The sequence below is a fragment of the Nocardiopsis camelliae genome (genome assembly GCF_028993595.1).
Lineage (GTDB): Bacteria > Actinomycetota > Actinomycetes > Streptosporangiales > Streptosporangiaceae > Nocardiopsis > Nocardiopsis dassonvillei.
In genome coordinates, this window is sequence record NZ_CP118614.1 from 6,025,459 (window position 1) to 6,046,175 (window position 20,717).

Genomic DNA, 20,717 nt, shown 5'->3' on the forward strand with positions numbered 1-20,717 from the left:
CATCAGCAGCGTCGGGCGTTGAGGGCGGTCCATCCCCGCGTGCGCGGGGCTCACCCACGATGACCCGCGAGTGGTCTGAGAAGGAGCGGTCCATCCCCGCGTGCGCGGGGCTCACGAACACCCCCAGCGGCGTCTCCCTCTCGGGCGGTCCATCCCCGCGTGCGCGGGGCTCACGATCTCGTCCTGCGTGGTTCCGCCGTCGCGGGCGGTCCATCCCCGCGTGCGCGGGGCTCACCATCCAGGTCAGGACGTCCCCGGCGGCGGCGTCGGTCCATCCCCGCGTGCGCGGGGCTCACGCTTAACGACCTGCGAAAACGCGGGCCGTTATCTCCTCGCGATCTATGCGGAGAGCTTGCTTAAAACCTCTCCGAAGCCCGTTCCGCGTCCATACTCACACAGCCAGCTCCCAGCTCCACCAGCATCCCAGCCAACGCAACCTCAACGACCGAGAAGCTCCTGGAAGAGCTTGCTCGTGTTGGCGCTGGGACGAGCACGCATGGCCTTGAGCCGCTCGCTGAGCTCCTGGTAGGCACGCTCGACCGCGTCCAACCGTCCCAAAGCCGCCTGGGTCCGCATGATCTCCTGGTAGACGGCCTCATTCAGACCGTCGGACTCCCTCGCCCGTTCCAACCAGACCAGCCCCTGCTCCGGCCCCTCACTGGCCTTGGCGAGGCTGACGAAGCAGTCGGCAGCGGCTCGACGGTAGGCCTGGCGCTTCTCCTCGATCCAGGGCAACTCCACCTCGGACAGCAGCTCGTGCGTGTACTCCGCCGCCGCGATTCGCAGGTGCGCCAGACGCTGTTCCGCGTCCCGGGTCGCGCTCGCGGCCTTGAGCGCGGCGTCGAAGCACCACACGTCCACGTCAACGGCTTCGCGGAGAACCCGGTACCGACCCGAGGTAACCTCCAGAATCTCGGCCTCGCCGTCCCCCAACGCCTCGCGGATCACGCGGCGCGCGTCGCTGGAGGCGGTGTTGCGAAGGCCTCGGGCCTTGCTCTCAGCGGAGTGGGAGAACAGGGCGTCGGTGAGCGCCTCGGTGCCCATCCCGTCCGGGTGGAGCGCAAGGAGGGCGAGCATACGGCGTGTGGCACCACGCATGCGTGCCCCGACATCGGCGTCGTCCAGCAAGATCCTGGGTTGAGGTCCGAACAGGCACAGCCGCAGCCGCGGCTTCACCGGCTCCTCCCCTTCCTCCCTCTCCTCGGAAAGTTCGGGTTCCTCCACGGCCGGGGAGCAGGAAGCGTCCTCCTCTTCTTCCTCAGTCTCCTCAGCTACCGGCAGCCCCTCTGTGTCAGTGCCGAGACACACCGAGAAAGCAGCCGCGTCCACGTGCAACAGGCGAAGGCCGTCGTACACGGTGGTCCCGGCCCCGTCCGCGTCGGTGACCTCCACCGTGTCGAGGGCGTCGCAGCGGACCGTGGGCGAAGACCATCCCTCCCCCAGAACCAGGACAAGGGTGCCGCTGTCGGTCGAACCCCTGGTCACCATGTCCAGCCGGTCACTGACCCACCCCTCCTCGGGAGGCTTCACCACGAGCAGCGTCCACGAGGGAGCGTCAGCGGCTTCCTTCTCGTCCTCCAGGCGCACGGCGCTGATGTAGGCCAGTTCGGTCTCGGTGATCGCCGACGCGGTGTCGGGGCACACCACCAGGCCGGGGGCGTCCACGTCTTCCGGCGCTCCCGCCCGTGCCAGGACGTCCTGGGTGGTGATGACCGTGGTGTGCTCCTCCTCCAAGGCCCGGCCGATGACGGAGGCGCACACACCCGACCCGTGGGTTCCGGCCACGCTGAGCCCGTCGCGTGCGCTGACAGCCAGGTCGTCGGCGACCCTCAGATATCCCCCTGCCGAGACCAGCTCCGTTCCGGCGCTCCGGAGGACCTCGACGCCGGAAACCCCCTCGGGCTCAGGCTCAGGTGCGGCTGTCTCCCCGCCCGCCAGCGGATCGGCCTCGCCCCGACGGACCCCACGCCGTCGAGGTGCGGTGAGCCGTCCGCCGACAGCTCCGGCGACCGCGCCCGCCGCGGCTCCGACGAGCATGCTCGTACCGGAGAACCCTTCGTCCTCCCCTTCGCCGGACGTGAGCGCGCTGTCAGCCAGGTCGTCCGCCGCTTCGCTCTCGCGGCCCCTGCTCTCGGAGTCCCTGCTTTCGCGCTCCCTGCTTTCGCGACCCCTCTCCTGTTCCTGCTCCGGGGGCGGACTCGGCTCCCGTTCGCCCTGCTCCGCCGGGCTGTCAGCAGCCGCGCGGGGCTGGGTGGTCAGCGTGTACGCGATCTCCGCTCGCCGGTCCGCGGCCTGTCCCAGGTCGGGATGGTTGCGCGGCTGCCCGGAGCCCGCGCCTTCGGTCGTGATGGTCCACCCCTCCCCCAGCTGTTCGGTCAGGAAGACGGCGACGGACTCGGCTCGGCGTTCGGACAGCGCGCGGTTGTACTCGTCGGGGCCGTTCGTGTCGGTGTGCCCGGTGACGGTGACCGGCTCCCCCGGGTCTCCGAAGAGCTGGAGGAGTTCGACGGTGGGCAGCAGTTCCTCCGTCATGGTGGGTGTGAGCTGCGCGGAATCGGTCCCGAAGCCCGCCAGCATCCGGGTGCGTCCCAGCGTGTGCGCCGGTTCCTCGCCGCGCGCTTCCTGTTCGCCGGTTGTCAGCGCGCTGTCAGCCGGTGCCACCGAGGCGACGGCGGGCGCGGACACGGCGACCGAGGTTCCAGCGGCCCCGGTCACCGCCAGGCGCAGCAGTCCGATCCTGGGCACCTGCCCGCGCAGGAGGGCCGCCGTGTCCAGGAGCACCAGCCCGGCGAAGGTGCCCCACAGCGTCCAGAGCAGCACGAGTGTCAGTGCTTGGAGGACCACGGTGGGCGGCGTCGCGCTGATCAGTGTCAGCCACAGGTGGTCCCAGGACATCCCGTCGAGCTGTGCGGGCCACTGCCAGCGCTGGAGCAGGACGGGCGGTGCGATCAGCAGGGCGAGTGTGATCGCGCAGGCCAGAGCCTTGCGAACCGGGTGGTGCATGTCGTCCCCTCTTCCAGCGTTGTCCCTCGGCGTCTCAGGGGGTCGGGGTGTGCGCGGTCGCGGTGGCGCGGGAGGTGATCTCGACCTCTCCGAGCACCGCGAGCACGGTCGGGCGGTAGGTGGTCGTGACGGTGACCGTGACCTCGTCAGCGCTGACAACCACGTCCACGGCCGCGGCCGCGTTCGTGCCCGCCTGCGCGTGCGCCCCCGCACCCGCGTCCGCGAGCCGGGCGTGGTCCCGGGCCGCGCTGCGCGCCTCGTCGCGGTCGAGGGCGAGGGTGCCGGTGCGCAGCAGGTCAGCGTCCAGGTGCTGGGCTCCGGCCCGGGCGGCCTCGTGGGCGAGGGTGGTGGTCCGGGTCTTGGCGCGGAGCATCTGGGCGCCGTCGTGGACCAGGCCGAGGCAGGCCAGGAGGGTCGCGGCGATGGCGACGACGAACGCGCTCGGGCTGCCTCCGCCCATCAGGGCTCCTGCTCTCGGTGGACGTCCAGGACGGAGACGGCCGACCCGGTGACGGTGCGCCGTTCGCTGACCTCCAGGATCCGCAGGTCGTCGCGGTGCACGGTGCATTCGACCTCGGCCCGCATCGCGCGTAGGTTCCCTTCGGTGGTCGGCCGCAACCGCACGGCGGGTTCCTGGCAGGCGCGTCCCCAGCCGCCCACGCTCGCGGCGACGGCCTGCTCAGCGGCGTTTCGGGCCTCGTTCCGGTCGGTGTGCAGGGAGGCGGAGCGGGCGGCGGCGTGGGCGAGGGCGTCAGCTGCCAGTGCCGCGGTGTAGTTGCGGCCGGTCAGGGCCAGTAGGAGGAGGAAGGCCAGTACGACGGGGACGATGAGGACCAGTTCGACCGACGCGCTCCCCCGGTCCCGCTCCCGCTTCAGGTCTCGATCCCGGCCCGGCTCCCGCCCCGAATCCCGGTCCCGAATCCGCTCACGAGGCGCTGTCACCGGGCCGCTCCGTCGACGCGCTCCGTGGGTCCGGACAGGGTCGTGCTGACGGACGGGTTCCAGCCGGGGACCAGGCTGATCGCGGTGCCGTCCACGCTGGTGCTGGTGGTGGCGTCGCCCCGCTCCACCCGGACTTGGACGTCCCGCAGGATGATGCCGCCCAGGTCCTCGGCCAGGGCGTGTCCCCGCGCTCGTCCCTCTCCGGCGCTGCTGCCGAAGGCCCGTGCCGCCGCGAGCGCCTCGGTGGCCACGGCCTGGGCCCGGTGATGGGCGTGCGCCCAGAGGCCGTACTGCAGGATGCCCAGCAGCATCAGGAACATCAGCGGGATGACGAACAGGGTGTCCGCGCCGCCTCTGTCGTCCCGGCCTCCACGGGCACCCCTGGGGTTCCAGAACTCCCGATGGTCCCGACCACCCCAGACAGCCCGGTGCTTCCAGGCGTCCGAGCGGCCCCGACCGCCCCTGCCGTCCCGCCTCGGCCGGTTCCTCACGGTGTGACGCCCAGGTCGACGGACTGGGCGCTCTCGATGATCCTCGGGGTGAGGATGCCGCCGACCGCCGTGGCGATGCCGATGGCGACGACGAGCATGAGCACGTACTCGGTGGTGGTCGAACCCCGGTCCGCTGCGCGACCGTGGCGGCGCGTGCCGAGGACGAGTGCGGTGAGGGCGCGGCGCAGGGCCTGGCGCATGTGGTTGCCCCTTTTCTCGGTGGCCGGTGCCTGCGGGCCGGTGTCTGTGTGCCGGTGGTGGCCGCTGGCGGGTGGCTGGCGTTCGGTGGTCGGTGACTGGACGCCCGCTGAAAGCGGACGACGGACGGCGGACGGCGGACGGCGGACGGCGGACGGCGAATGGTGGACAGCGAACGGCTGGCGCGTCTCGGATATCGGGCCTTTGCTCAGAACCCGCTGGTCACGTGCGTGACGGCGGGGTAGCCCATGAGCAGCAGGAAGCCGAGCACCAGCAGCATGACCGGCAGGGTCATCCGTTCGGTGGCCTCGTGTGCCTGCGCTTCCAGGGCGGCGAGGCGGTGGGTGCGCAGGGCGGCGGCCTTGGCGCGGACCGAGGCGCGAACCCGGGCGCCGTCGGTTCCGGCGATGCGGATGGAGGAGGCGAGTTCGTCCAGTTCGCGTACGCCGGTCCGCTCCGCGAGGTCGGACAGGGCGTCCCAGGGCGGGCGGGTGCGCAGGTTGGCCTCGTGCAGGCAGCGCCGGATCAGGTCGAAGGCCGGTCCGTTCCCGCGCCGGGTGGCGGAGGCGAGCGCTCCGGTGACCCCCGATCCTCCGGCCAGGGCGACCCCGACGAGGTCGGCGATGACCGAGGTGACCGCGCCCAGCCGGGCGCGGCTCCGGGCCGCCCTGTGGCGGAGCACGAGCGCGGGCGCGACCAGGCACAGCCCCAGGCAGGACGTGCCGAGCCCCAGTGCGGCGGTGAGCGGCATCGGTGAGGCGGGCGGCACGGCGGTGGCCAGCAGGGACAGGAACAGGGTGGCTCCGGCGAACGCGGACACGGTCGTCTCGGCTCCGTGGCGGTCGGTGTCGATGCCGCACACGGCCAGGTCGCGCCGGGTTCGGGGGCCGGGCCAGCCGAACCGGGCCAGCACTCCCCCTCCGGCCCGCGCTGCGTTCGCGGCGGCACCCACGATCCCGGTGGCCCCTGTTCCCTTCCTCTGCCCCGCCCGCCCCCACGCGCGTTCCCCTTCCCTCCGCTGAACCCCTTCCTGTTCCAGGTCCGGCGGCGGAAGGAGGTCGGCCAGATCGGGGCGACTCAGCACCCGCGCCGTCCACCACAGTCCGGCTCCCACCGCGGCCCCGCCCAGGGCCGCCGCGAACACGCTCATACGCGTTCCTCCTGATCGTGGACGGACAGCACGCGTTCGGTGCGCGGCGGGGCGGACAGGCGGGTCAGCCACCACAGCGCTGTCGCCCACACGGTTCCGACCAGTGCGAGCACGAGTTGGCCGGTGGTCGAGCCGAGCGGGGCGAAGTAGGGGCCGTTGAGGGCGGCCATGCCGATGACCATGGCGAGGGAGGCGGCGGTGATGATGCGGACGGAGGTGCGGGTGCGTGCCCGGGAGGTGGAGGTGCGCACGAGCATGGACGCGCGGTCGCGCGCCGCTTCGGCCAGGCTGCCCAGGAGGGTGCCCAGGTCGGCGGCGTGCCGGTGGGCGGCCATGGACAGCGCGGCGGCCACCAGGTCGGCGGTCTCGTTGTCGACGCGGTGGGCGAAGGCGGTGAGGGCGTCCTCCAGGTCGTTGCCCGCGGTCAGGTCCGCGGCCAGGCCCTGCACGTCGCCGCGCACGGCCTCGGGTGCGATGGCGCAGGAGGTCCAGATGGCCTGGCGGAGCCCGGAGGAGGCGGTGATGAGGTCGCGCAGCTGTTCGGTCCAGCCCGCGACGGCCTCGATGCGGGCGATCTCGGCGGCGGTGGCCCGGTCGGGTCCCAGGACGGCGGGCAGCCACCAGGCGGCAGCGGCGGCCAGGGCGGCGGCGACGGGCCAGCCGGTGACGCCCCAGGCGAGCATGCCCGCGCCGAGGGCGGCGGCCGCCCGGAGCACGGTGTCGCGGCGCACGCTGACCCGCGAGCGCAGGAACTTGGGGGCGGCGATGAGCGCGGGCCAGAGCAGCACCAGGCCCAGGCCGACCGCGGCGCCGCCCAGGCTGGCGGCCAGGACGGTGGTCACCGCGCGTCCTCGAACAGGCTGGCCGGGTCGAAGCCGACGCGGGCGAGCTTGCGGGTGTACTGCGGGCTCAGCGGGGTGGTGAACCCGCCGTGTTCGCGGGCGTAGACCTCGTTGGTGACCACCCGGGGCCCGTCGACGCCGACGATCTCGCGGATGCTGCCGACGCGGCCGCCGCCGTGCTCGTCGGTGTCGATGTGCACGGCCAGGTGGACGGCGGAGGAGATGAGGACTCCGCTCTCCTCCAGGGTCAGGCGTTCGCTGGCCTGGTTGGCGTAGGTGGCGAGCTTGGTGAGGATCTGCGCCGAGGAGGAGGCGTGCACGGTGGCCATGGAACCGTCGGTGCCCATGGTCATGGCGTGCAGGAGGGCGACGGTCTCCTGTCCGCGGGTCTCGCCGACGATGACCCGGTCCGGGGACATGCGCAGCGCGTGGCGGACCAGGTCGGCCAGGGTGATCTCCCCGGCGCCCTCGGTGTTGGGCGGCCTGCCCTGGAGGGCGAGGCAGTTGAGGTCCTCGTCGGCGTCCAGCCTGAGCTCGAAGGCGTCCTCGACGGTGATGACGCGTTCGGCGGGCGGGATGTGGCGGGCCAGGGCGCGCAGCAGTGTGGTCTTTCCCGAGCCGGTGGCGCCGCCGATGACGAGGTTGAGCCGGGCGCGCACGGCCGCGGTGAGCAGGGAGCGGACGGGGCGGGTGAGCATGCCCGATGCGGTGAGGTCGGACAGGGTGAGTTCGCGTTCGGGGTGGCGGCGGATGTTGACGGCCGGGCGCCGGGAGACGCCCATGACGGCGGACAGGCGTGCGCCGCCGGTGAGTTCCATGCTCAGCAGGGGCGCGGAGGCGTCGAAGCGCCGTTCTCCGCCGGGGGCCTGTCCGGCCAGGCGCCGGACGAGGGCGACGAGTTCCTCGTCGGTGGAGGTGACGGGCGCGCGTTCCTCGCGGCGGCCGTCGCCGAGGTCGACCCAGACGCGGGTGCCGTTGATGTGGATGTCGCGCACGCCGGGTTCGCCGAGCAGGAGTTCGAGGGGGCCGAGCCCGCAGACCTGGGCCAGGGCGCGGGCGCGGACCCATTCCTCCTCGGGACCGGTCAGGGCGCGGGCGGCTCCGGTGAGGGCGCGGCAGGCGTACTCCTCCAGCAGGGCGGCGAGCAGCGCGTCCGCGCGTTCGCGCCGGGCGCGGTGGCCGTTGCGCGCCGGGGTGTCGGTTTCCTGGCGGACCAGGGTGTCGGTGACGCGGTCGGCCAGCCGGGCGGCGGTCTCGGCCAGGTGCGGTGCGACGCGTTGGCCGCTCGGGGCGGCCACGCGGGAGGTGTCGGAGGCGCTCACGCGGCGAACGCCTCCTCGAAGCGGCGCAGGGTCGCGGCGGCGTCCACCAGGTCGTCGACCCGGTCGGCCAGGTCGCGGGCGGCGGCCAGCAGCGGCATCCACTCGACGCCGTCGGGGTTGTGGCGGGTGTGCGACCAGGCGGCCACGCGTTCGCGCAGGCTCCGCGGGCGGGAGTCCTCTCCGCGCAGGAACGCCGCGCCGGTCGGGTCGTGGGGCAGTTGGGCCCACACCCGGCAGCCGGTCTGGGCGGTGATCTCACTGGTGGAGAAGCGGGAGCCGTGCACCGCCAGGCCGACCGCGGCGCCTTTGCCGGCCAGGGACTCCAGGACGTCGCGGCAGCGCGAGACGCGGTGGATCTGCGCGGCGTCGTCGCCCGCGACGGTCAGCACCACGGCGTCGGACAGGGTGAGCAGGTGCGCGCCCGCGCTTCCCGGGGCCACCCGGCCCAGGTCCAGGACGGTCAGCCCGCCCCGCAGGACGCGGGCGCGGTGGGCGAGCGCGGTCACCACGGCGGAGGCCTCGTGCGCCGTGGTCGGCGCGGCCAGGGCCCGCAGCCCTCCGGGGAGTTCGGCGGCGTGCGCCAGCAGGGCGCGCCGTGCCCCCTGCTCCCCGTCCGGATTCGGGTCGGAGGCCCGGACCGACGCCGCGAGCGAGACCAGCCCGGGTCGGCCGACGAGCCGGTGCCACACGGCCAGGTCGCCGCCGCTGGCGTCGGCCTCCACCAGTACCGGAACGGTGAGCGGGCCCGTGGGCCACACCGCCGCCAAGGCGGTCGCCAGGGTTGTGACCCCCGGAGCTCCCGAGAACGAACACACCGCGATGATCATGGTCTCCCCCTTGTGTCTTGCTCTGTCGTCCTACGGCTCGGCCATGAGCACCAGGCGCGTGCCCGGCTCGTCCACGGCGCGGGCCACCCCGGCCGCGTCCTCGTCCACCACCAGCAGCTCCACGACCCGCGCGTCCGCGGGTGCCTCCTCGTCCCCCAACGAGTGCAGGCGGGCGTGGAAGGGGTCGCCCTCCTCGGCGATCACCAGCAGCAGCGCGCCCTTGCCCGCGGACTCCGGCAGCATCCCCGGCGCGGTCTGCACCGCGACCACCGCCTGTCCCGGCGCGGGCCAGGCGGAGGTGTCGGCGATCATCGGGCCGGTGAGCACGGTTCCGGCCGGAATCGGTGCCGCCGCCCGGCCGCGCAGCGCCTCGGGGACCGTGACCAGGTCCAGCTCCTCCACACCGAACGCGGACACGACCCGCAGGTCGGCGATGTCGAGGCCGTCACCGGCCTCCACGTCGTTGACGGCGACTAGGACCGTCGCGGGCTCCTCCTCGCGGGTGGCGGCCCAAGCGGCGACGACGCCGCCCAGGACCATGGCGGCGATCCCGGCGAAGGGCCGCTTCCAGCCGCGGCGGCGGACGGCGGACAGCCGGGATTTCCCGGTCTTCCGGTCGCCTGAGTGGGGTTTGGTCAACGTCGTCACGCCCTGTGCTCCCGTCCCTGCCTGGTGCGTCGAGGTCCCTGCCGTGTTCAGCCGTCGGTGACCAGCGCGTGGACCTCGCGCACGCGGACGCTGTCGGAGGCGCTGGTCGTCAACGGGTCGAGGGTGCCTCCGCCGCCCGCGCTGGTGGTCCACTCCACCGTCCAGGACACCGTGGCGGCGACCGGGAAGCGGCTGTCGGGCTGGTTGCGGGACGTGCGGGTATAGGCGTGGCCGCAGTCGGGCGAGGGCTTCTGGGAGTCGTGGCGCGCGGGGTCGAACACGGTCCCGGGTCCGTCGCAGTAGAGCACCGTTCCGTCGCCCATGTCCCAGCGGAGCTGCTGCGGCACGGCGGTCACGGTGACCGAGCCCGCGGAGACGGAGGCGGTCGCGCTGACCGGTTCCCAGTCGGCGCCGTCCACCCACAGCCATACCGGGAAGTGAACGACCGTGTCCTCGGCGGGCGAGGAGGCCAAGGCGGGCGAGGGCAGACTCATGGAGGCCCGTGCCTGTTCGGCGGCCTCGCGCGGGCTGACGGTTTCCCCGCCGCCCGGGCCGGACCTGGTCGAGGCGACGCAGGTCCAGCCCGGTTCCGCCTGGTCCATCTCCACGCACGGGTCCTCGGCGGAGAGCACGGCGGTTGCGCCGCTGTCGGGTCGAGGTGCACCGCCTGAGGAGCCACCGCTGTGCTGCCCGGATTCGGCGAAGGCGGAACACCCGGACGCTTCGCAGGAGGCGTTGCCCTTGAAGTCGATCTCGCTCGGCGGAGGAAGCATCGGGGACACGACGGTCACGGCAGGAAGAACGGCAGCGGCGAGGATCGTCGTCGACATCAGCACGAGTCGTCTCCCCACACCTGCAGCTGGACCACCCGCCAGGAGAAAACGTCGCGGTTCACCCTGGCGTCCACGCGTACGTTGTCGGACCTTGGCTCGGCCTCTCCGACGACCTTCCAGTCACCCGCTCCTTGACAATCCCTGATCACGATCGATCTCGGTTCGTCTGTGGGCTCAGCAGAGACCACTTCAGGAGCGGGGACCGGGTCGCCTTCCATGCCGTAACCGGCTTCGGCCACTCCCCGGACCCCCTGCTGCGCCAGTTCGAGCGCCTGGTCGACGGCGTACTTCTCCAGGTCCGGATGGTCCGGGTCCATTTCCGCCGAAGCGAGAACGATCGCGTCCCAGAACCGCAGGTAGGTGTCGACGGCCTCTTCTTCCGGGGACTTCTCCGGAGCTTCCGTTTCAGGCGGAATGGTTGAGGATTGAACGACTGGTTCGACTGCCTCGTCCGCTTCAGCGGTACACCCTGTCAGGAGCAACACGCCTGACAGGGACAACAGGAATCCACGCACCACAGAGGGCTCCCTGGAGTGATTTTATTGTCACTCTCCGTGACAGAGATGAAGGTAGCCCCTCGTCTGGCCTGCGCACAAGTGGTTACGGACGACCCTTCGGAGAAAAACTGTCGGTAAGCTCACGCCTCTTCGATGTCCAACTCGCCTACCTGCGGAAACACTCTCCGGTCGGCCAGCATCACCAGTAAAACGGCTTCCAGACATGACGGTGGGCGGCGCCCGTGACAGGCGCCGCCCACGACGTTCCAGGTTCAGAGCCTGGTCAGCTGTTCATCACGAACCCCGGAAGCCCGAGGGGGCGTTCGTCGGGTGACACCGGGAAGGTCGCCCAGACTCCGAGGCCCAGACGGGCGCTGCCAGGTCCCACCGGGTAGTGGCCCCATGCCTGGGCGAGGGAGTCGACGAGCATCAGGCCGCGCTGCCCCTCAGCCCACGACCACTCGTCGTCCGACCGGTCGTCCGGGATTCGGGGAAGGCCGGTGCCGCCTCCCTCGTCCACCACGGCCAGCCACAGCGTGCGTTCGTCCAGGAGGGCGAGGGCCCGCAGGAACTCCCGGCCCTCGGGTGCGTACTTGACGGCGTTGGCGACCAGTTCGGCCGCGCACAGCAGCACGGTGTCCACCAGGTCGGGATCGAACCCCGCCAGATCGGCGCGCAGGTCGGCGCGGACCTGACGGGCCTGGGCCAGGTCCGAGCGGTAGACGCGGTGCTCCCACCAGGTCGACGCCCGCCGGGGCGGGGACGGCATCGGTTCCGGAGCCGGGGCAGGAGTGAGGGTCGTCGTCATGGTGCTCACCCGACCCTGTCGAGGTAGACGCGGATGACGGCGGCCAGGTCGGCGAAGTCGTCGGACTGCTCCTGAATGGGCTCGGCCAGCAGGTCACCGACCGGGACTCGTGGCAGCGGCGGCATGTAGGGGCGGACCAGCGTGCCAGCGGAATCGAGCGTGGAGGGAGCAGCCTCGTTTCCGGAACGAGGTCGGAGTGCCTGTGTGTGGCGGTCGCTCTGCCCACGCGGGAAGGCCTGGGGCGTCCGCGTGCGCCGCACCTGATCGCCGGGGAATCCCGTCAGCTCCTGGACAGGGCGTCGCTCAGCGGGTACGAGCGCGGGCGGCAGTTCTCGACGGCGGGGCGACGGCGTGATCGCGGCCCGCTCCGGCCCGGGGCGTCGGTGGCTCTGAGGGACGAACACGTAGGCCAGGGCGATGGCCAACACGGCGGCGGTCAGCGACCACACGCGCCCGGCCAGACTCTGGCGAGGCCTGCGGTGCCTGCCGATAGGGTGTTCCACGGTCTTCCTCCTGCTTGCTCAGGTGGTTGATCGCGCCCCGGTCCGGTGTTGGAGCACCGGTCGGGGCACCTTGTTTTCTGTTCTGTGCGCGGGTGTCATTGGCCCCGGGTAGGGCTGCGCTTCCCGCTCACGGTCGAAGGGATCGAAGTCCGCGCTCGGTGGCGCGGATGGCCGCGTCCAGCAGCTGCGGTGTGGCCGCGCTCAGCGGCGGAACACGATGCGGGCCGAGGTGGAAGGCAAAGAAGCGGCGCGAAGCCGGTCCCCACAGCACCCACCAGCGCTCGTGGAGTTGTTCCAGCAGGCGGGCGGCCTCGTACTGGGTGGCGTCCTGGCTTCGGTCCCACGCCATTCCGGGCTGCTCAGGCCGCGACGGCGTCGTCGGGGTCAGGGACGGGCGCGTAGGGATCGATGTGCGCCCATACCGTCAGAGGCATACCGGGCTCGCCGTTCCAGCCCCACTCCACGGACAGACGGTCCACGAGGCGAAGACCCCGCCCGCAGGCCGCCAGAGCGTCGACCTCCGATGGCAGGCGCGGAAGGCAGACGGTCTGCCCCGGGTGCGGTCCGTCGTCGGTGACAGAGATACGGACGAGTCGGCCGGGCAACGACTCCATCTCCACCCGAATGTGCCCGCACGCCTGGCCTGACGCCGAGTGAGTCAGCGCGTTGGTCGCCAGCTCGCTGGCCACCAACTCGATGCGCAGAGCGCGAAGCGGGTCCACGGATACGCCGTTACGACACCAAGCGCGCATCTGCCGCACCTGTGAGGGCAACGGGCCGAAGATCGCCACCCTCACGCCTCGTTTTCCGCTGGACACCCGTCGGGGCAATGCAAGTCCCCCAGCTACAGGGATGCCCTCACCGTTCGTCCACCGCTGGGGCGGTACAGCGGGTTGCTCATTCGAGAACGAACTGTTGAAGCTCCTCATGGTGTGCCTCCCTGGCAGCCCCGAGGTGGTCACAGGCGCTCCTCATGATGGCCACAGACAGGTGACACCGTCCGTGACCAGAAGGACACGCTTCTTGTACTCGATCATGCAGCAAGGAAACACCCTTGACAACTAGTTCCTGGAAATCGAACAGGAAATTTCCTGCAGAGGCACCAAGGGCGTCGGCCAGGAGAGATACTGGAAGGGTTCACACGACAGAGGGAGACACTCCGCATGCCTCAGGAGCAGCACGGCCCCATCGCGAGTCGCCTACTGCTCGGCAAAGCACTCCAGCAACTCCGCCATGAAGCTGGGATGAGCGGGGCCGAGGCCGCCAAGGAGATGGGGTTCGGAGCCGCCAAGCTGTCCAAGATCGAGCGAGGACAGGCCCCCGTCACGAAGGCTGACCTCAACCTGTTCTTCACCGTCTACAAGGCAAACGAAGACGTACGTCCGGCGCTCTTGGAACTCGGTACGCAGTCACGTCGACCAAGACGCAACAGCACGACAACCTTCGAGCAGAACCTGCCCGGGAGAAACCTTGAGAAGTACCTGGGGCTCGAAGAGGTAGCCATCGGCATCAAAGACTGGCAGACCCACATTCTTCCCGGGTTGCTTCAGACCTCGGAGTACGCGCGCACCCTGATCAGCGCCAACCCGCTGCTTCTCCCCTATCAGGTTGACCAGCTGGTCAAGTTGCGCATGGACAGACAGCGAGTCCTTCACCGAGAGGTGGACCCGCTACAGCTGTGGTCGATAGTGGAAGAACACGCTCTCCGCAGGGTGATCGGGAGCCGAGAGATTCGCGACGCGCAACTCGCCCACCTGCTCACGATGGGCCAGAAACCCAACGTCAACATCCAGGTCGTCCTTGAATCGGTGGGTGCGCATGCCGGGCTGGATGGCCCCTTTGCCATCCTGGACGCAGGAAACCATCTGCCTCCGGTGGTCTACATGGACAGCCGAGGCATGAACACCTACGTCGAGGGTGTGGCGGACCTGGCCGCTTACAAAGCGGCCTACGACCAGATCCAGTCCGTCGCTTTGTCCCCGATACAGTCGGCCGAGGTCATCGGGAAGATCTTGGAGGAGAACCCATGAGATGGACGAAGTCCAGCTACAGCAGCACCGGGGCGAACTGCGTCCAGGTTCGCTCGCCGCGAGACGGTGTGATCGAGATCGGTGACACCAAGAACCCTGGCGGTCCCACGCTCACCGTTCCCCACGCCGACTGGGAGTACTTCCTCGACCAGGTCGTGAGTGGCGGAACCGTCTTCAGACGCCTGCACGCCACATTCCTCCCCGACGGCGGCTTCACCCTCACCGACACCGGAATCTCCAACTCCCCCGCCCTGATCTACACCAAGGCCGAATGGGACGCCTTCCATGCGGGCGCCCTGGCCGGCGAACTGAGGGGCGAGCACCCACGCGGCGCCCTCGTCTCCGCATAGACAGCACCAACCCCTCCGCGACCCAGGCGGACCCAGACTCACCTCCGCGTGCGCGGAGCTCGGAGCAGACGTCGTACCATCGCGCCATTCTGTTGGCTCAACCCCACGCGCGCCAGACGCGGATGCGCGAGGACCTGACTCCCCGCAGAGCCGACCACGACGGCCTTGGAGGACCAAGGAGCCACCGACCGAAGCGGTGGGGTCTGAGGGGCCCTCTTGCGGCGCGCCTGGCCGTGGGCGGCTTGGACCACCTCAGCGGCATCGTCTGATGCGCAACCGTGCCGCCAAGGTCTCAAGCGCGTCGATAACTCCAGGCCTGCCCCGTGCCCCGGTACTCCTCGACCGGTATCGGCACCACCCCCTCGGGCATGTGGGACGTGTAAAGCAGCCCGTGCAAGTGGTCGACCTCGTGTGCCACCAGACGGGCCAGAGCGTCAGTGAACACCGTGATCGCCGTACCGCCGCCCACCAGAGCATGTTCCACCTCGACGCGTCGTGGGCGTGGCACGAGTCCACGCACGTCGAAGAAGCTCAAGCATCCCTCGTACTGGGAATCGAACTCGGGTGAGGAATCGATGATCCTCGGGTTGAGCAGAACCAAGGGCACGGCGTCGAGGTCAGGTGGAAGCACGATCGCGGCAGCCCGGTCGATCCCGATCTGCGGAGCGGCCAGGCCCATACCCTTGCCGAAGTGGTGGTGCTCCCGCACTCGTTGAATGGCCCGGTGCAGCTGGTCGACCACATCCTCCGCCACTGCGCTCTCCTCCGGGAAACGAAAGACAGCCGCGGGCTGGGCCAGGATCGGATTGCCTTCCTGCACGATCCCGGCTGCGGCCATTCGATCGCTGGACGTACGCAACGAGGGGCGGGCACTCACGCGGTCCTCCGCGTCGGTACGCCAGCGCCACTCCATCCGGTAGCGGGCACCGATCGGCGGGTCGTTCGTGCGCCAGCTGAAACGGACGTCACCGTCCTGTTCCCGCTTCTGGACGGGCGACCTCAAGGGGACGGACTCGACGGTGGTGGACGTCTCGGTACCCCAGACCGTGGGGTGGAGCTCAGCAGGGAGGACCAGGTCCACACTGACCGCTCGGGTCGGCAACCGGATCGCACGCTGGAACCACTGCCCCCACTGGTCCTCACTCACGACGTAGGAGTACTCCAAGGTGGCAGCTTGCCCTGGGTAGAGCGGGAACATCGTCCCCTCATTCTCAAAGCGCAGCCACACCTCCTTGAAGGAGTCCCTGTCGTGCTTGGCCACCCAGCGCATCGGCTCACCATCGCAGGAAGCACGCAGATCCAACTGTTCCCAGGTAAGCGGATGCTGGCGGTACAGCTCGTTCGAGCGCTTGGGCTGTCCCGGGTAGCGGTCGACGCTGATACGTACCAGGTAACGGCTCACCGGCTCGCTGCCGCCGTTGACAATGAGGCGGCGCATGCGCGCGGTGTAGGTGCCGTCACGGTAGCTCAGTTCGGCGTGGTCGTCGTCCACGAACAGTTCGCCCACACCCGCGCTCGTGAGTGCCGTGCGCTCTCCCGCTGACTCCCGCCAGGTCCGCCACAGATCCCCGCCAGCGGACAGCTTCTGCTCGGCCAGACGAGCGAACTCCTCGCTGACCGGGTAGCGGCCCGCTTCGATGTGGCTGACGTAGGAGGGATCGAACCCCATCACGCGCGCGAGCGCCTTCTTCGTCAGCTTGCGCTGGGACCGCCAGCGGGTGAGTGCGGCGGGGAAGTCATGGGGGGTTGGCATGGGACCGATTATCACTCACACAGCGCGTGAGTACGTGAGTGAATCGTGACTGAGCCAGGTTCAGGCTGACCTCATCCGGCCGCTTCGCGCTCTCCTGGAGAGACCATTCCCGACCTTTCAGGAGGACGACGATGAGCAGTGAGCTCCGTGGCTTAGTGGTGGGCGCTGGCGCACGTGTGCGCGAGGTCCTGGCACCCGCTCTGATCGCGGCCAAGGTGCCTATCCGTGTGGAGGGGGTCGTCGACCCGGCCGTCGACGTGGCCGACGGACTCGGACTCGGGCCGGTCCCGGCCTACGAGTCCCTGGACGAGGCGCTGGGCTTCCAGACCTACGACGTCGCCTTGGTGGCCTGCCCGCACGATCTCCACCAGTCCACGGCACTGCGCCTGTTGGATGCCGGGGTGGCGGTGTGGAAGGAAAAGCCCTTCGCGCTCACGATCGAGGACGCCCACGCCCTGGCGAACCGCGCCGGGTCTTTACGAGTCCTCGCGCACCGGCCGCACGGTCAGCTCTTCGCCATGGCCGAACGCATGCTGCCCTCGTGGGGACGGCTGCTGTCGTACCGCGTCCACACCACACGACCGACTGGAGACTACTCGGCGACCTGGCGCGCACTCCGTGACCGATCCGGCGGCGGTGCCCTGCTGGACCTGGGCTACCACGCGGCCGACGCCATCACCCGCCTGGTGCCGTCACCGGTCACCAGTGTCTACGCGCTCAGCCCCACCACCCCCGCCTGGCGTCCCCACGTCGAGGTGGAGGAGTCCGCGCACGTACTCCTCGCCCACAGCGACGGGGTGAGGGGCACCATGTACCTCTCACGCCACGATGACCGCCAGGACATGATCGACCTGGTAGCCGAGCACGGGCGTATCACCATCACCGACAGCCACGCACGAATCAGCGTCCACGCACCGGGCGGGCTGGAGCACACCATGTCGGTTCAGGCCGCTGACCACCCCTGGGCGCAGATGCTGCGCTTCCACACCAACAGCCTGGGGGACACCTCGGTCGACCGCTCCGAAGCCCGCATCGGAGTGCTCAGCGTCTCCCTCATCCAGGCCGCCTACACCTCCCTGAGGTCGGGCAGCCCCGAACCGCTTCCCGCTGTCACAACGCACATGGAAGGAGCGGCCTGATGGGATTCACCTGGCCGCCTGTGGATGCTGAAGTCCGTGCCGCCGTCGCCCGACAGCTCGGCGAGACCGTTTCGATCTATGACCGGTCCGGGATCATCGCCCGCTTCGAGGACGCCTTCGCCGCCCGGCACAGCGTCAGCTTCGCCCTGCTGACCAGTTCGGGAACGGCGGCGTTGCACTCGGCCTACTACGCACTGGACATCGGGCCCGGGGACGAGGTGCTGGTGCAGGACTACACCTTCTTCGCCACCGCCACCCCACTGTTCCAGCTCGGAGCGGTGCCAGTCCTGGTGGACGTGGACTCCGTGGGCACCGTTGACCTGGACCAAGCCGCCAGGCTCCTCACCCCCAGGACCAAGGCGCTGGTCATCACCCACATGTGGGGGCACCCCCAGGACACACGGCGCCTTAGGCAGTTCTGCGACCAGAACACGATCGCCCTCGTCGAGGACTGCTCCCACGCCCACGGCGCCGCCCGAGAGGGTGTTTCCGTGGGGCAGCTCGCTGACGCGGCCTGCTGGAGCTTGCAGGGCCGCAAGACCATCACCGCTGGCGAAGGGGGCCTGCTGGCCACACGCCACCAGGATGTGTACGAGAAGGCGACGCTGCTGGGACACTTCAACAAGCGCGCCCTGGCCGAGGTGGACACGGCCTCGCCGCTGTACCGCTACGCCGAAACCGGGCTGGGCCTGAAGTACCGGGCGCACCCGCTCGGCTTGGCGATGGCCGAGGTGTACCTGTCACGCCTGGACGGTTGGCTGGAGCACCGGTGCCAGCACGCCAAACGGATCGAAGCCGTGCTCGCCGGGCGAGCGGGGATCGAGATTCTGACACCGGTCGGTCCTGGGCACACCCCGACGCTGTACGCCTTCGTGTTCACCATCGACCCGGGCCGGGCTGGGTTCACCCGTGAGGACCTGCTCGGCGAGTTGCTCCTGTTGGGTTGCACCGACGTGAGTGATTGCGATGCGATGCGTCCCCTGCACACCTACCCGGCCTTCACCCAGTTGCGTTCCCCCGTGGCCGCCTACCCGCCTACGCCGCGTCATGGCGACCTCAGCGGGGCGGAGTGGATCGCCGCCCACTCCCTGCGCGTGGCCGTGCCAGCCGACGACTCGGACCAGGCCGATCGGCACACCCAAGCGGTCGTCGATGCCCTGGAAACCGCCTTGGACAGGCTGGGGCGAGGCTAGTGTCAGGCTCATGAGTATCGACGTTCAAGCCCTGTCGGAGAGTGCCCGCCGCGACGGGATCGGCAAGGTCGTTGTCGGGGCGGTCATCCACCACCTCGGCCAGGTACTGATCCTGAGGCGCAGCAGCTCGGATGATTTCCTCCCTGGGATTGAGGAGCTGCCCTCCGGCGGTGTCGACGCGGGCGAAACCCTCTTTGAGGGGCTGGCACGGGAACTCGCCGAGGAGGTGGGACGGGTCCGTGGCCTCGACCTTGACCCTGATTTCGTGTCGGTGTTCGACTACGTATCGGGGAGCGGTCGCCGGGCCCGGCAGTACACCTTCGCCCTGCCCTATGACGGGGCGGAGGTCATTCTGTCCGACGAGCACACCGCTTACCGCTGGGTGCAGCCCGACCAGCTTGGGGACAGCGATCTCACCGAGGAGTCGAAGCAGACGATCCGGAAATGGTCGAGGTCCGCCACGCGGGGCGCCTGACCCCGGTCCACACGACCTCACGTCCGGGGCATCGCCACCTGGGCGCCCTGGCCGGTGAACTGAGGGGCGAACACCCGCGCGGCGCCCTCGTCTCCGCTTAGACAACTCTGCTTTGGCCAACGGGGCGAATACGTGCTTCAGCCCTGTGGCGCCAAGGCTTCACGCTAGGCTCTGGGCCGTGACTGACACCTCGATCCGCACCAGGTTCGCACCTTCCCCGACCGGCATGTTCCACGTGGGCAATGCCCGGTCCCTGCTGCTGAACTGGGTGGTCGCACGACAATCCGGCGGCACCATGGTGCTGCGGATCGAGGACACCGATGCCGCCCGTTCCCGCCCCGAATGGACCGAGGGCATCCTGGCCGCCATGGCCTGGCTGGGCGTGGACGCCACCCAGTACGAAGGCCCCTACTCCCAGACCGACTACGCCGACCAGCACACCGAGGCCGCCCAACGCCTGCGCAAGGAGGGGCTGGCCTACTACTGCGATTGCACCCGCGAACAGGTCCAGGCCCGGCGCGACAACCCCAACCTGGGCTACGACGGGTTCTGCCGGGACCGAGGTCTGGAGGCCGGGCCCGGGCGTGCTCTACGCTTCCGGATTCCTGAGGGCGGGCCCACGGTTGTAGAGGACCAGATCCGGGGGCGGGTGGAGTTCCCGCACGAGGCCCTGGAGGACTTCGTCATCGCCCGCGCCGACGGCACCGCCCTGTTCGTGCTGGCCAACGTGGTCGATGACGTGGAGATGGGCATCACCCACGTCATCCGGGGTGAGGAGCACCTGTCCAACACTCCCAAACAGCAGCTGCTGTGGGAGGCGCTCGGGCACGCGCCGCCGGTGTGGGCGCACGCCCCGGTGCTGGTCAACGAGAAGCGCCAGAAGCTGTCCAAGCGCCGCGACAAGGTCGCCATGGAGTCCTACCAGGCCGAGGGCTTCCTCCCTGAGGCCATGGTCAACTACCTGATGCTGCTGGGGTGGGCGCCGGGTGAGGACCGCGAGATCATGCCGATCGAGGAAATGATTCCGCTCTTCGCGCTGTCGGATGTGAACTCCTCGCCCGCCTTCTTCGATGAGAAGAAGCTGCGCGCCTTCAACGGCGACTACATCCGCGCCCTGGACGTGGATGAGTTCGTCAAGCGCTGCGCCCCCTACCTGGAGGGTGAGGACGTGCCGTGGCGGCGTGAGGACTTCGACCCGGGTGTCTTCGCCAGGATCGCCCCGTTGGCGCAGAGCCGGGTGGCGGTGCTCAGCGAGATCGTGCCGAACGTGGACTTCCTGTTCCTGGACATGCCCGTCTTCGATGACAAGAGCTGGGCCAAAGCCATGAAGCCCGGAATCGGCGCGGAGATGCTCACCGCCTCGATCGCCGCCTTCTCCGACGAGTCCCTGACCTGGGACGCCGAGTCCTTGAAGGGAGCCCTTGAGCAGGCCGGGGCCGCCCAAGGGCTCAAGCTCGGCAAGGCTCAGGCGCCAGTACGGGTCGCGGTCACCGGCCGCACGGTTGGCCTGCCGCTGTTCGAGTCACTGGAACTGCTGGGCCGCGAGCGCACACTGGAGCGACTGCGCGCGGCGCTGGAGCGACTCAACGCCTGACGGGCCGAGGCCAGCCGCAGGGGCACCAGATGTGGAGGGAAGACCTCCAGCAGTTTTGACGCCCGGGGCCAGCTCCGCACGCGCCGATACCCCAACGCCGGTTCACCTCCGCGTGCGCG

At 70.0% G+C, this 20,717-nt stretch carries 23 protein-coding genes and 1 CRISPR repeat array (1 of these 24 running past the window's edge); of the genes, 6 read left to right on the forward strand and 17 right to left on the reverse strand.

What is annotated here, in order from left to right; translation table 11 throughout:
* A CRISPR array of direct repeats spans nucleotides 1-296; the repeat unit is 29 nt; unit sequence CGGTCCATCCCCGCGTGCGCGGGGCTCAC (it extends 706 nt beyond the left edge of the window).
* Nucleotides 297-438: 142 nt separating this feature from the next.
* The 16 genes from PV789_RS26280 to PV789_RS26355 all read right to left on the reverse strand — a co-directional run bounded on the left by PV789_RS26280 (nucleotide 439) and on the right by PV789_RS26355 (nucleotide 12,861).
* Nucleotides 439-3,003 carry an OmpA family protein gene (locus tag PV789_RS26280; RefSeq protein WP_274975032.1) on the reverse strand — a complete coding sequence of 855 codons (2,565 nt, stop codon included), beginning with the start codon at nucleotides 3,001-3,003 and terminating at the stop codon, nucleotides 439-441.
* 34 nt (nucleotides 3,004-3,037) lie between these two features.
* Nucleotides 3,038-3,463 (reverse strand): pilus assembly protein TadG-related protein, encoded by a 426-nt coding sequence (locus PV789_RS26285; RefSeq protein ID WP_274975033.1) that lies wholly within the window; start codon nucleotides 3,461-3,463, stop codon nucleotides 3,038-3,040.
* The gene (locus tag PV789_RS26290) at nucleotides 3,463-3,945 is read right to left on the reverse strand and encodes a TadE/TadG family type IV pilus assembly protein (RefSeq protein WP_274975034.1); all 483 of its coding nucleotides are present in this window, start codon (nucleotides 3,943-3,945) and stop codon (nucleotides 3,463-3,465) included. Before PV789_RS26290 ends, PV789_RS26285 begins: the two co-directional genes overlap by 1 nt.
* Nucleotides 3,942-4,283 carry a TadE family protein gene (locus PV789_RS26295; protein ID WP_302475407.1) on the reverse strand — a complete coding sequence of 114 codons (342 nt, stop codon included), beginning with the start codon at nucleotides 4,281-4,283 and terminating at the stop codon, nucleotides 3,942-3,944. Before PV789_RS26295 ends, PV789_RS26290 begins: the two co-directional genes overlap by 4 nt.
* Nucleotides 4,284-4,432: 149 nt before the next feature.
* Nucleotides 4,433-4,636 carry a hypothetical protein gene (locus PV789_RS26300; RefSeq protein WP_019607794.1) on the reverse strand — a complete coding sequence of 68 codons (204 nt, stop codon included), beginning with the start codon at nucleotides 4,634-4,636 and terminating at the stop codon, nucleotides 4,433-4,435.
* A gap of 206 nt (nucleotides 4,637-4,842) precedes the next feature.
* Nucleotides 4,843-5,784 (reverse strand): type II secretion system F family protein, encoded by a 942-nt coding sequence (locus PV789_RS26305; RefSeq protein ID WP_174546857.1) that lies wholly within the window; start codon nucleotides 5,782-5,784, stop codon nucleotides 4,843-4,845.
* The gene (locus PV789_RS26310) at nucleotides 5,781-6,626 is read right to left on the reverse strand and encodes a type II secretion system F family protein (protein ID WP_274975036.1); all 846 of its coding nucleotides are present in this window, start codon (nucleotides 6,624-6,626) and stop codon (nucleotides 5,781-5,783) included. Before PV789_RS26310 ends, PV789_RS26305 begins: the two co-directional genes overlap by 4 nt.
* A complete protein-coding gene (locus tag PV789_RS26315) occupies nucleotides 6,623-7,948 on the reverse strand; it encodes a TadA family conjugal transfer-associated ATPase (protein ID WP_274975037.1) in 1,326 nt (441 codons plus the stop codon). The genes PV789_RS26310 and PV789_RS26315 overlap by 4 nt, the downstream gene beginning before the upstream one ends.
* The gene (locus tag PV789_RS26320; protein ID WP_274975038.1) at nucleotides 7,945-8,775 is read right to left on the reverse strand and encodes a CpaE/TadZ family protein; all 831 of its coding nucleotides are present in this window, start codon (nucleotides 8,773-8,775) and stop codon (nucleotides 7,945-7,947) included. The genes PV789_RS26315 and PV789_RS26320 overlap by 4 nt, the downstream gene beginning before the upstream one ends.
* A gap of 30 nt (nucleotides 8,776-8,805) precedes the next feature.
* Nucleotides 8,806-9,423 carry an SAF domain-containing protein gene (locus PV789_RS26325; RefSeq protein ID WP_274975039.1) on the reverse strand — a complete coding sequence of 206 codons (618 nt, stop codon included), beginning with the start codon at nucleotides 9,421-9,423 and terminating at the stop codon, nucleotides 8,806-8,808.
* A 47-nt stretch (nucleotides 9,424-9,470) separates the two neighbouring features.
* Nucleotides 9,471-10,253 (reverse strand): hypothetical protein, encoded by a 783-nt coding sequence (locus PV789_RS26330; protein ID WP_274975040.1) that lies wholly within the window; start codon nucleotides 10,251-10,253, stop codon nucleotides 9,471-9,473.
* Nucleotides 10,253-10,771, reverse strand: coding sequence for a hypothetical protein (locus tag PV789_RS26335; protein ID WP_274975041.1), 519 nt, complete (start codon nucleotides 10,769-10,771; stop codon nucleotides 10,253-10,255). The genes PV789_RS26330 and PV789_RS26335 overlap by 1 nt, the downstream gene beginning before the upstream one ends.
* A gap of 265 nt (nucleotides 10,772-11,036) precedes the next feature.
* On the reverse strand, nucleotides 11,037-11,561 hold the full coding sequence (locus PV789_RS26340; protein ID WP_274975042.1) for an ATP-binding protein: 525 nt from the start codon (nucleotides 11,559-11,561) through the stop codon (nucleotides 11,037-11,039).
* A gap of 5 nt (nucleotides 11,562-11,566) precedes the next feature.
* A complete protein-coding gene (locus tag PV789_RS26345) occupies nucleotides 11,567-12,064 on the reverse strand; it encodes a hypothetical protein (RefSeq protein ID WP_274975043.1) in 498 nt (165 codons plus the stop codon).
* A gap of 127 nt (nucleotides 12,065-12,191) precedes the next feature.
* Nucleotides 12,192-12,413, reverse strand: coding sequence for a hypothetical protein (locus PV789_RS26350; RefSeq protein WP_274975044.1), 222 nt, complete (start codon nucleotides 12,411-12,413; stop codon nucleotides 12,192-12,194).
* A gap of 10 nt (nucleotides 12,414-12,423) precedes the next feature.
* A complete protein-coding gene (locus PV789_RS26355; protein ID WP_274975045.1) occupies nucleotides 12,424-12,861 on the reverse strand; it encodes an ATP-binding protein in 438 nt (145 codons plus the stop codon).
* Nucleotides 12,862-13,227: 366 nt separating this feature from the next.
* Between PV789_RS26355 and PV789_RS26360 the strand changes: the two genes are divergently transcribed.
* Nucleotides 13,228-14,094 (forward strand): helix-turn-helix domain-containing protein, encoded by an 867-nt coding sequence (locus PV789_RS26360; protein ID WP_274975046.1) that lies wholly within the window; start codon nucleotides 13,228-13,230, stop codon nucleotides 14,092-14,094.
* Entirely contained in the window at nucleotides 14,091-14,444 is a 354-nt protein-coding gene (locus PV789_RS26365) for a DUF397 domain-containing protein (protein WP_274975047.1), read from the forward strand. Before PV789_RS26360 ends, PV789_RS26365 begins: the two co-directional genes overlap by 4 nt.
* A gap of 292 nt (nucleotides 14,445-14,736) precedes the next feature.
* Here PV789_RS26365 and PV789_RS26370 read toward each other — a convergent pair whose 3' ends face one another.
* The gene (locus tag PV789_RS26370; protein ID WP_274975048.1) at nucleotides 14,737-16,197 is read right to left on the reverse strand and encodes a peptide deformylase; all 1,461 of its coding nucleotides are present in this window, start codon (nucleotides 16,195-16,197) and stop codon (nucleotides 14,737-14,739) included.
* Between the two features lie 131 nt (nucleotides 16,198-16,328).
* On the opposite strand from PV789_RS26370, the gene PV789_RS26375 reads away from it, so the two are divergent.
* The 4 genes from PV789_RS26375 (at nucleotide 16,329) to gltX (ending at nucleotide 20,598) form a co-directional block, all read left to right on the forward strand.
* Nucleotides 16,329-17,336, forward strand: coding sequence for a Gfo/Idh/MocA family protein (locus tag PV789_RS26375; RefSeq protein WP_274975049.1), 1,008 nt, complete (start codon nucleotides 16,329-16,331; stop codon nucleotides 17,334-17,336).
* Complete coding sequence (locus tag PV789_RS26380; protein ID WP_274975050.1) at nucleotides 17,336-18,529, forward strand: DegT/DnrJ/EryC1/StrS family aminotransferase; 1,194 nt, start codon at nucleotides 17,336-17,338, stop codon at nucleotides 18,527-18,529. Before PV789_RS26375 ends, PV789_RS26380 begins: the two co-directional genes overlap by 1 nt.
* Before the next feature lie 10 nt (nucleotides 18,530-18,539).
* Nucleotides 18,540-19,004, forward strand: a complete 465-nt coding sequence (locus tag PV789_RS26385; RefSeq protein WP_274975051.1) for an NUDIX domain-containing protein — start codon at nucleotides 18,540-18,542, stop codon at nucleotides 19,002-19,004.
* A gap of 178 nt (nucleotides 19,005-19,182) precedes the next feature.
* Nucleotides 19,183-20,598: a glutamate--tRNA ligase gene (gltX, locus tag PV789_RS26390; RefSeq protein ID WP_274975052.1), complete on the forward strand. Its 1,416-nt coding sequence runs from the start codon at nucleotides 19,183-19,185 to the stop codon at nucleotides 20,596-20,598.
* Nucleotides 20,599-20,717 lie beyond the last annotated feature (119 nt).

Bases quoted from the DNA above. Each gene is read 5' to 3' on its own strand.
- PV789_RS26280 (WP_274975032.1), bottom strand. From the start codon at position 3,003: ATGCACCACCCGGTTCGCAAGGCTCTGGCCTGCGCGATCACACTCGCC.
- PV789_RS26285 (WP_274975033.1), bottom strand. From the start codon at position 3,463: ATGGGCGGAGGCAGCCCGAGCGCGTTCGTCGTCGCCATCGCCGCGACC.
- PV789_RS26300 (WP_019607794.1), bottom strand. From the start codon at position 4,636: ATGCGCCAGGCCCTGCGCCGCGCCCTCACCGCACTCGTCCTCGGCACG.
- PV789_RS26305 (WP_174546857.1), bottom strand. From the start codon at position 5,784: ATGAGCGTGTTCGCGGCGGCCCTGGGCGGGGCCGCGGTGGGAGCCGGA.
- PV789_RS26320 (WP_274975038.1), bottom strand. From the start codon at position 8,775: ATGATCATCGCGGTGTGTTCGTTCTCGGGAGCTCCGGGGGTCACAACC.
- PV789_RS26330 (WP_274975040.1), bottom strand. From the start codon at position 10,253: ATGTCGACGACGATCCTCGCCGCTGCCGTTCTTCCTGCCGTGACCGTC.
- PV789_RS26340 (WP_274975042.1), bottom strand. From the start codon at position 11,561: ATGACGACGACCCTCACTCCTGCCCCGGCTCCGGAACCGATGCCGTCC.
- PV789_RS26350 (WP_274975044.1), bottom strand. From the start codon at position 12,413: ATGGCGTGGGACCGAAGCCAGGACGCCACCCAGTACGAGGCCGCCCGC.
- PV789_RS26360 (WP_274975046.1), top strand. From the start codon at position 13,228: ATGCCTCAGGAGCAGCACGGCCCCATCGCGAGTCGCCTACTGCTCGGC.
- PV789_RS26365 (WP_274975047.1), top strand. From the start codon at position 14,091: ATGAGATGGACGAAGTCCAGCTACAGCAGCACCGGGGCGAACTGCGTC.
- PV789_RS26370 (WP_274975048.1), bottom strand. From the start codon at position 16,197: ATGCCAACCCCCCATGACTTCCCCGCCGCACTCACCCGCTGGCGGTCC.
- PV789_RS26375 (WP_274975049.1), top strand. From the start codon at position 16,329: ATGAGCAGTGAGCTCCGTGGCTTAGTGGTGGGCGCTGGCGCACGTGTG.
- PV789_RS26380 (WP_274975050.1), top strand. From the start codon at position 17,336: ATGGGATTCACCTGGCCGCCTGTGGATGCTGAAGTCCGTGCCGCCGTC.
- PV789_RS26385 (WP_274975051.1), top strand. From the start codon at position 18,540: ATGAGTATCGACGTTCAAGCCCTGTCGGAGAGTGCCCGCCGCGACGGG.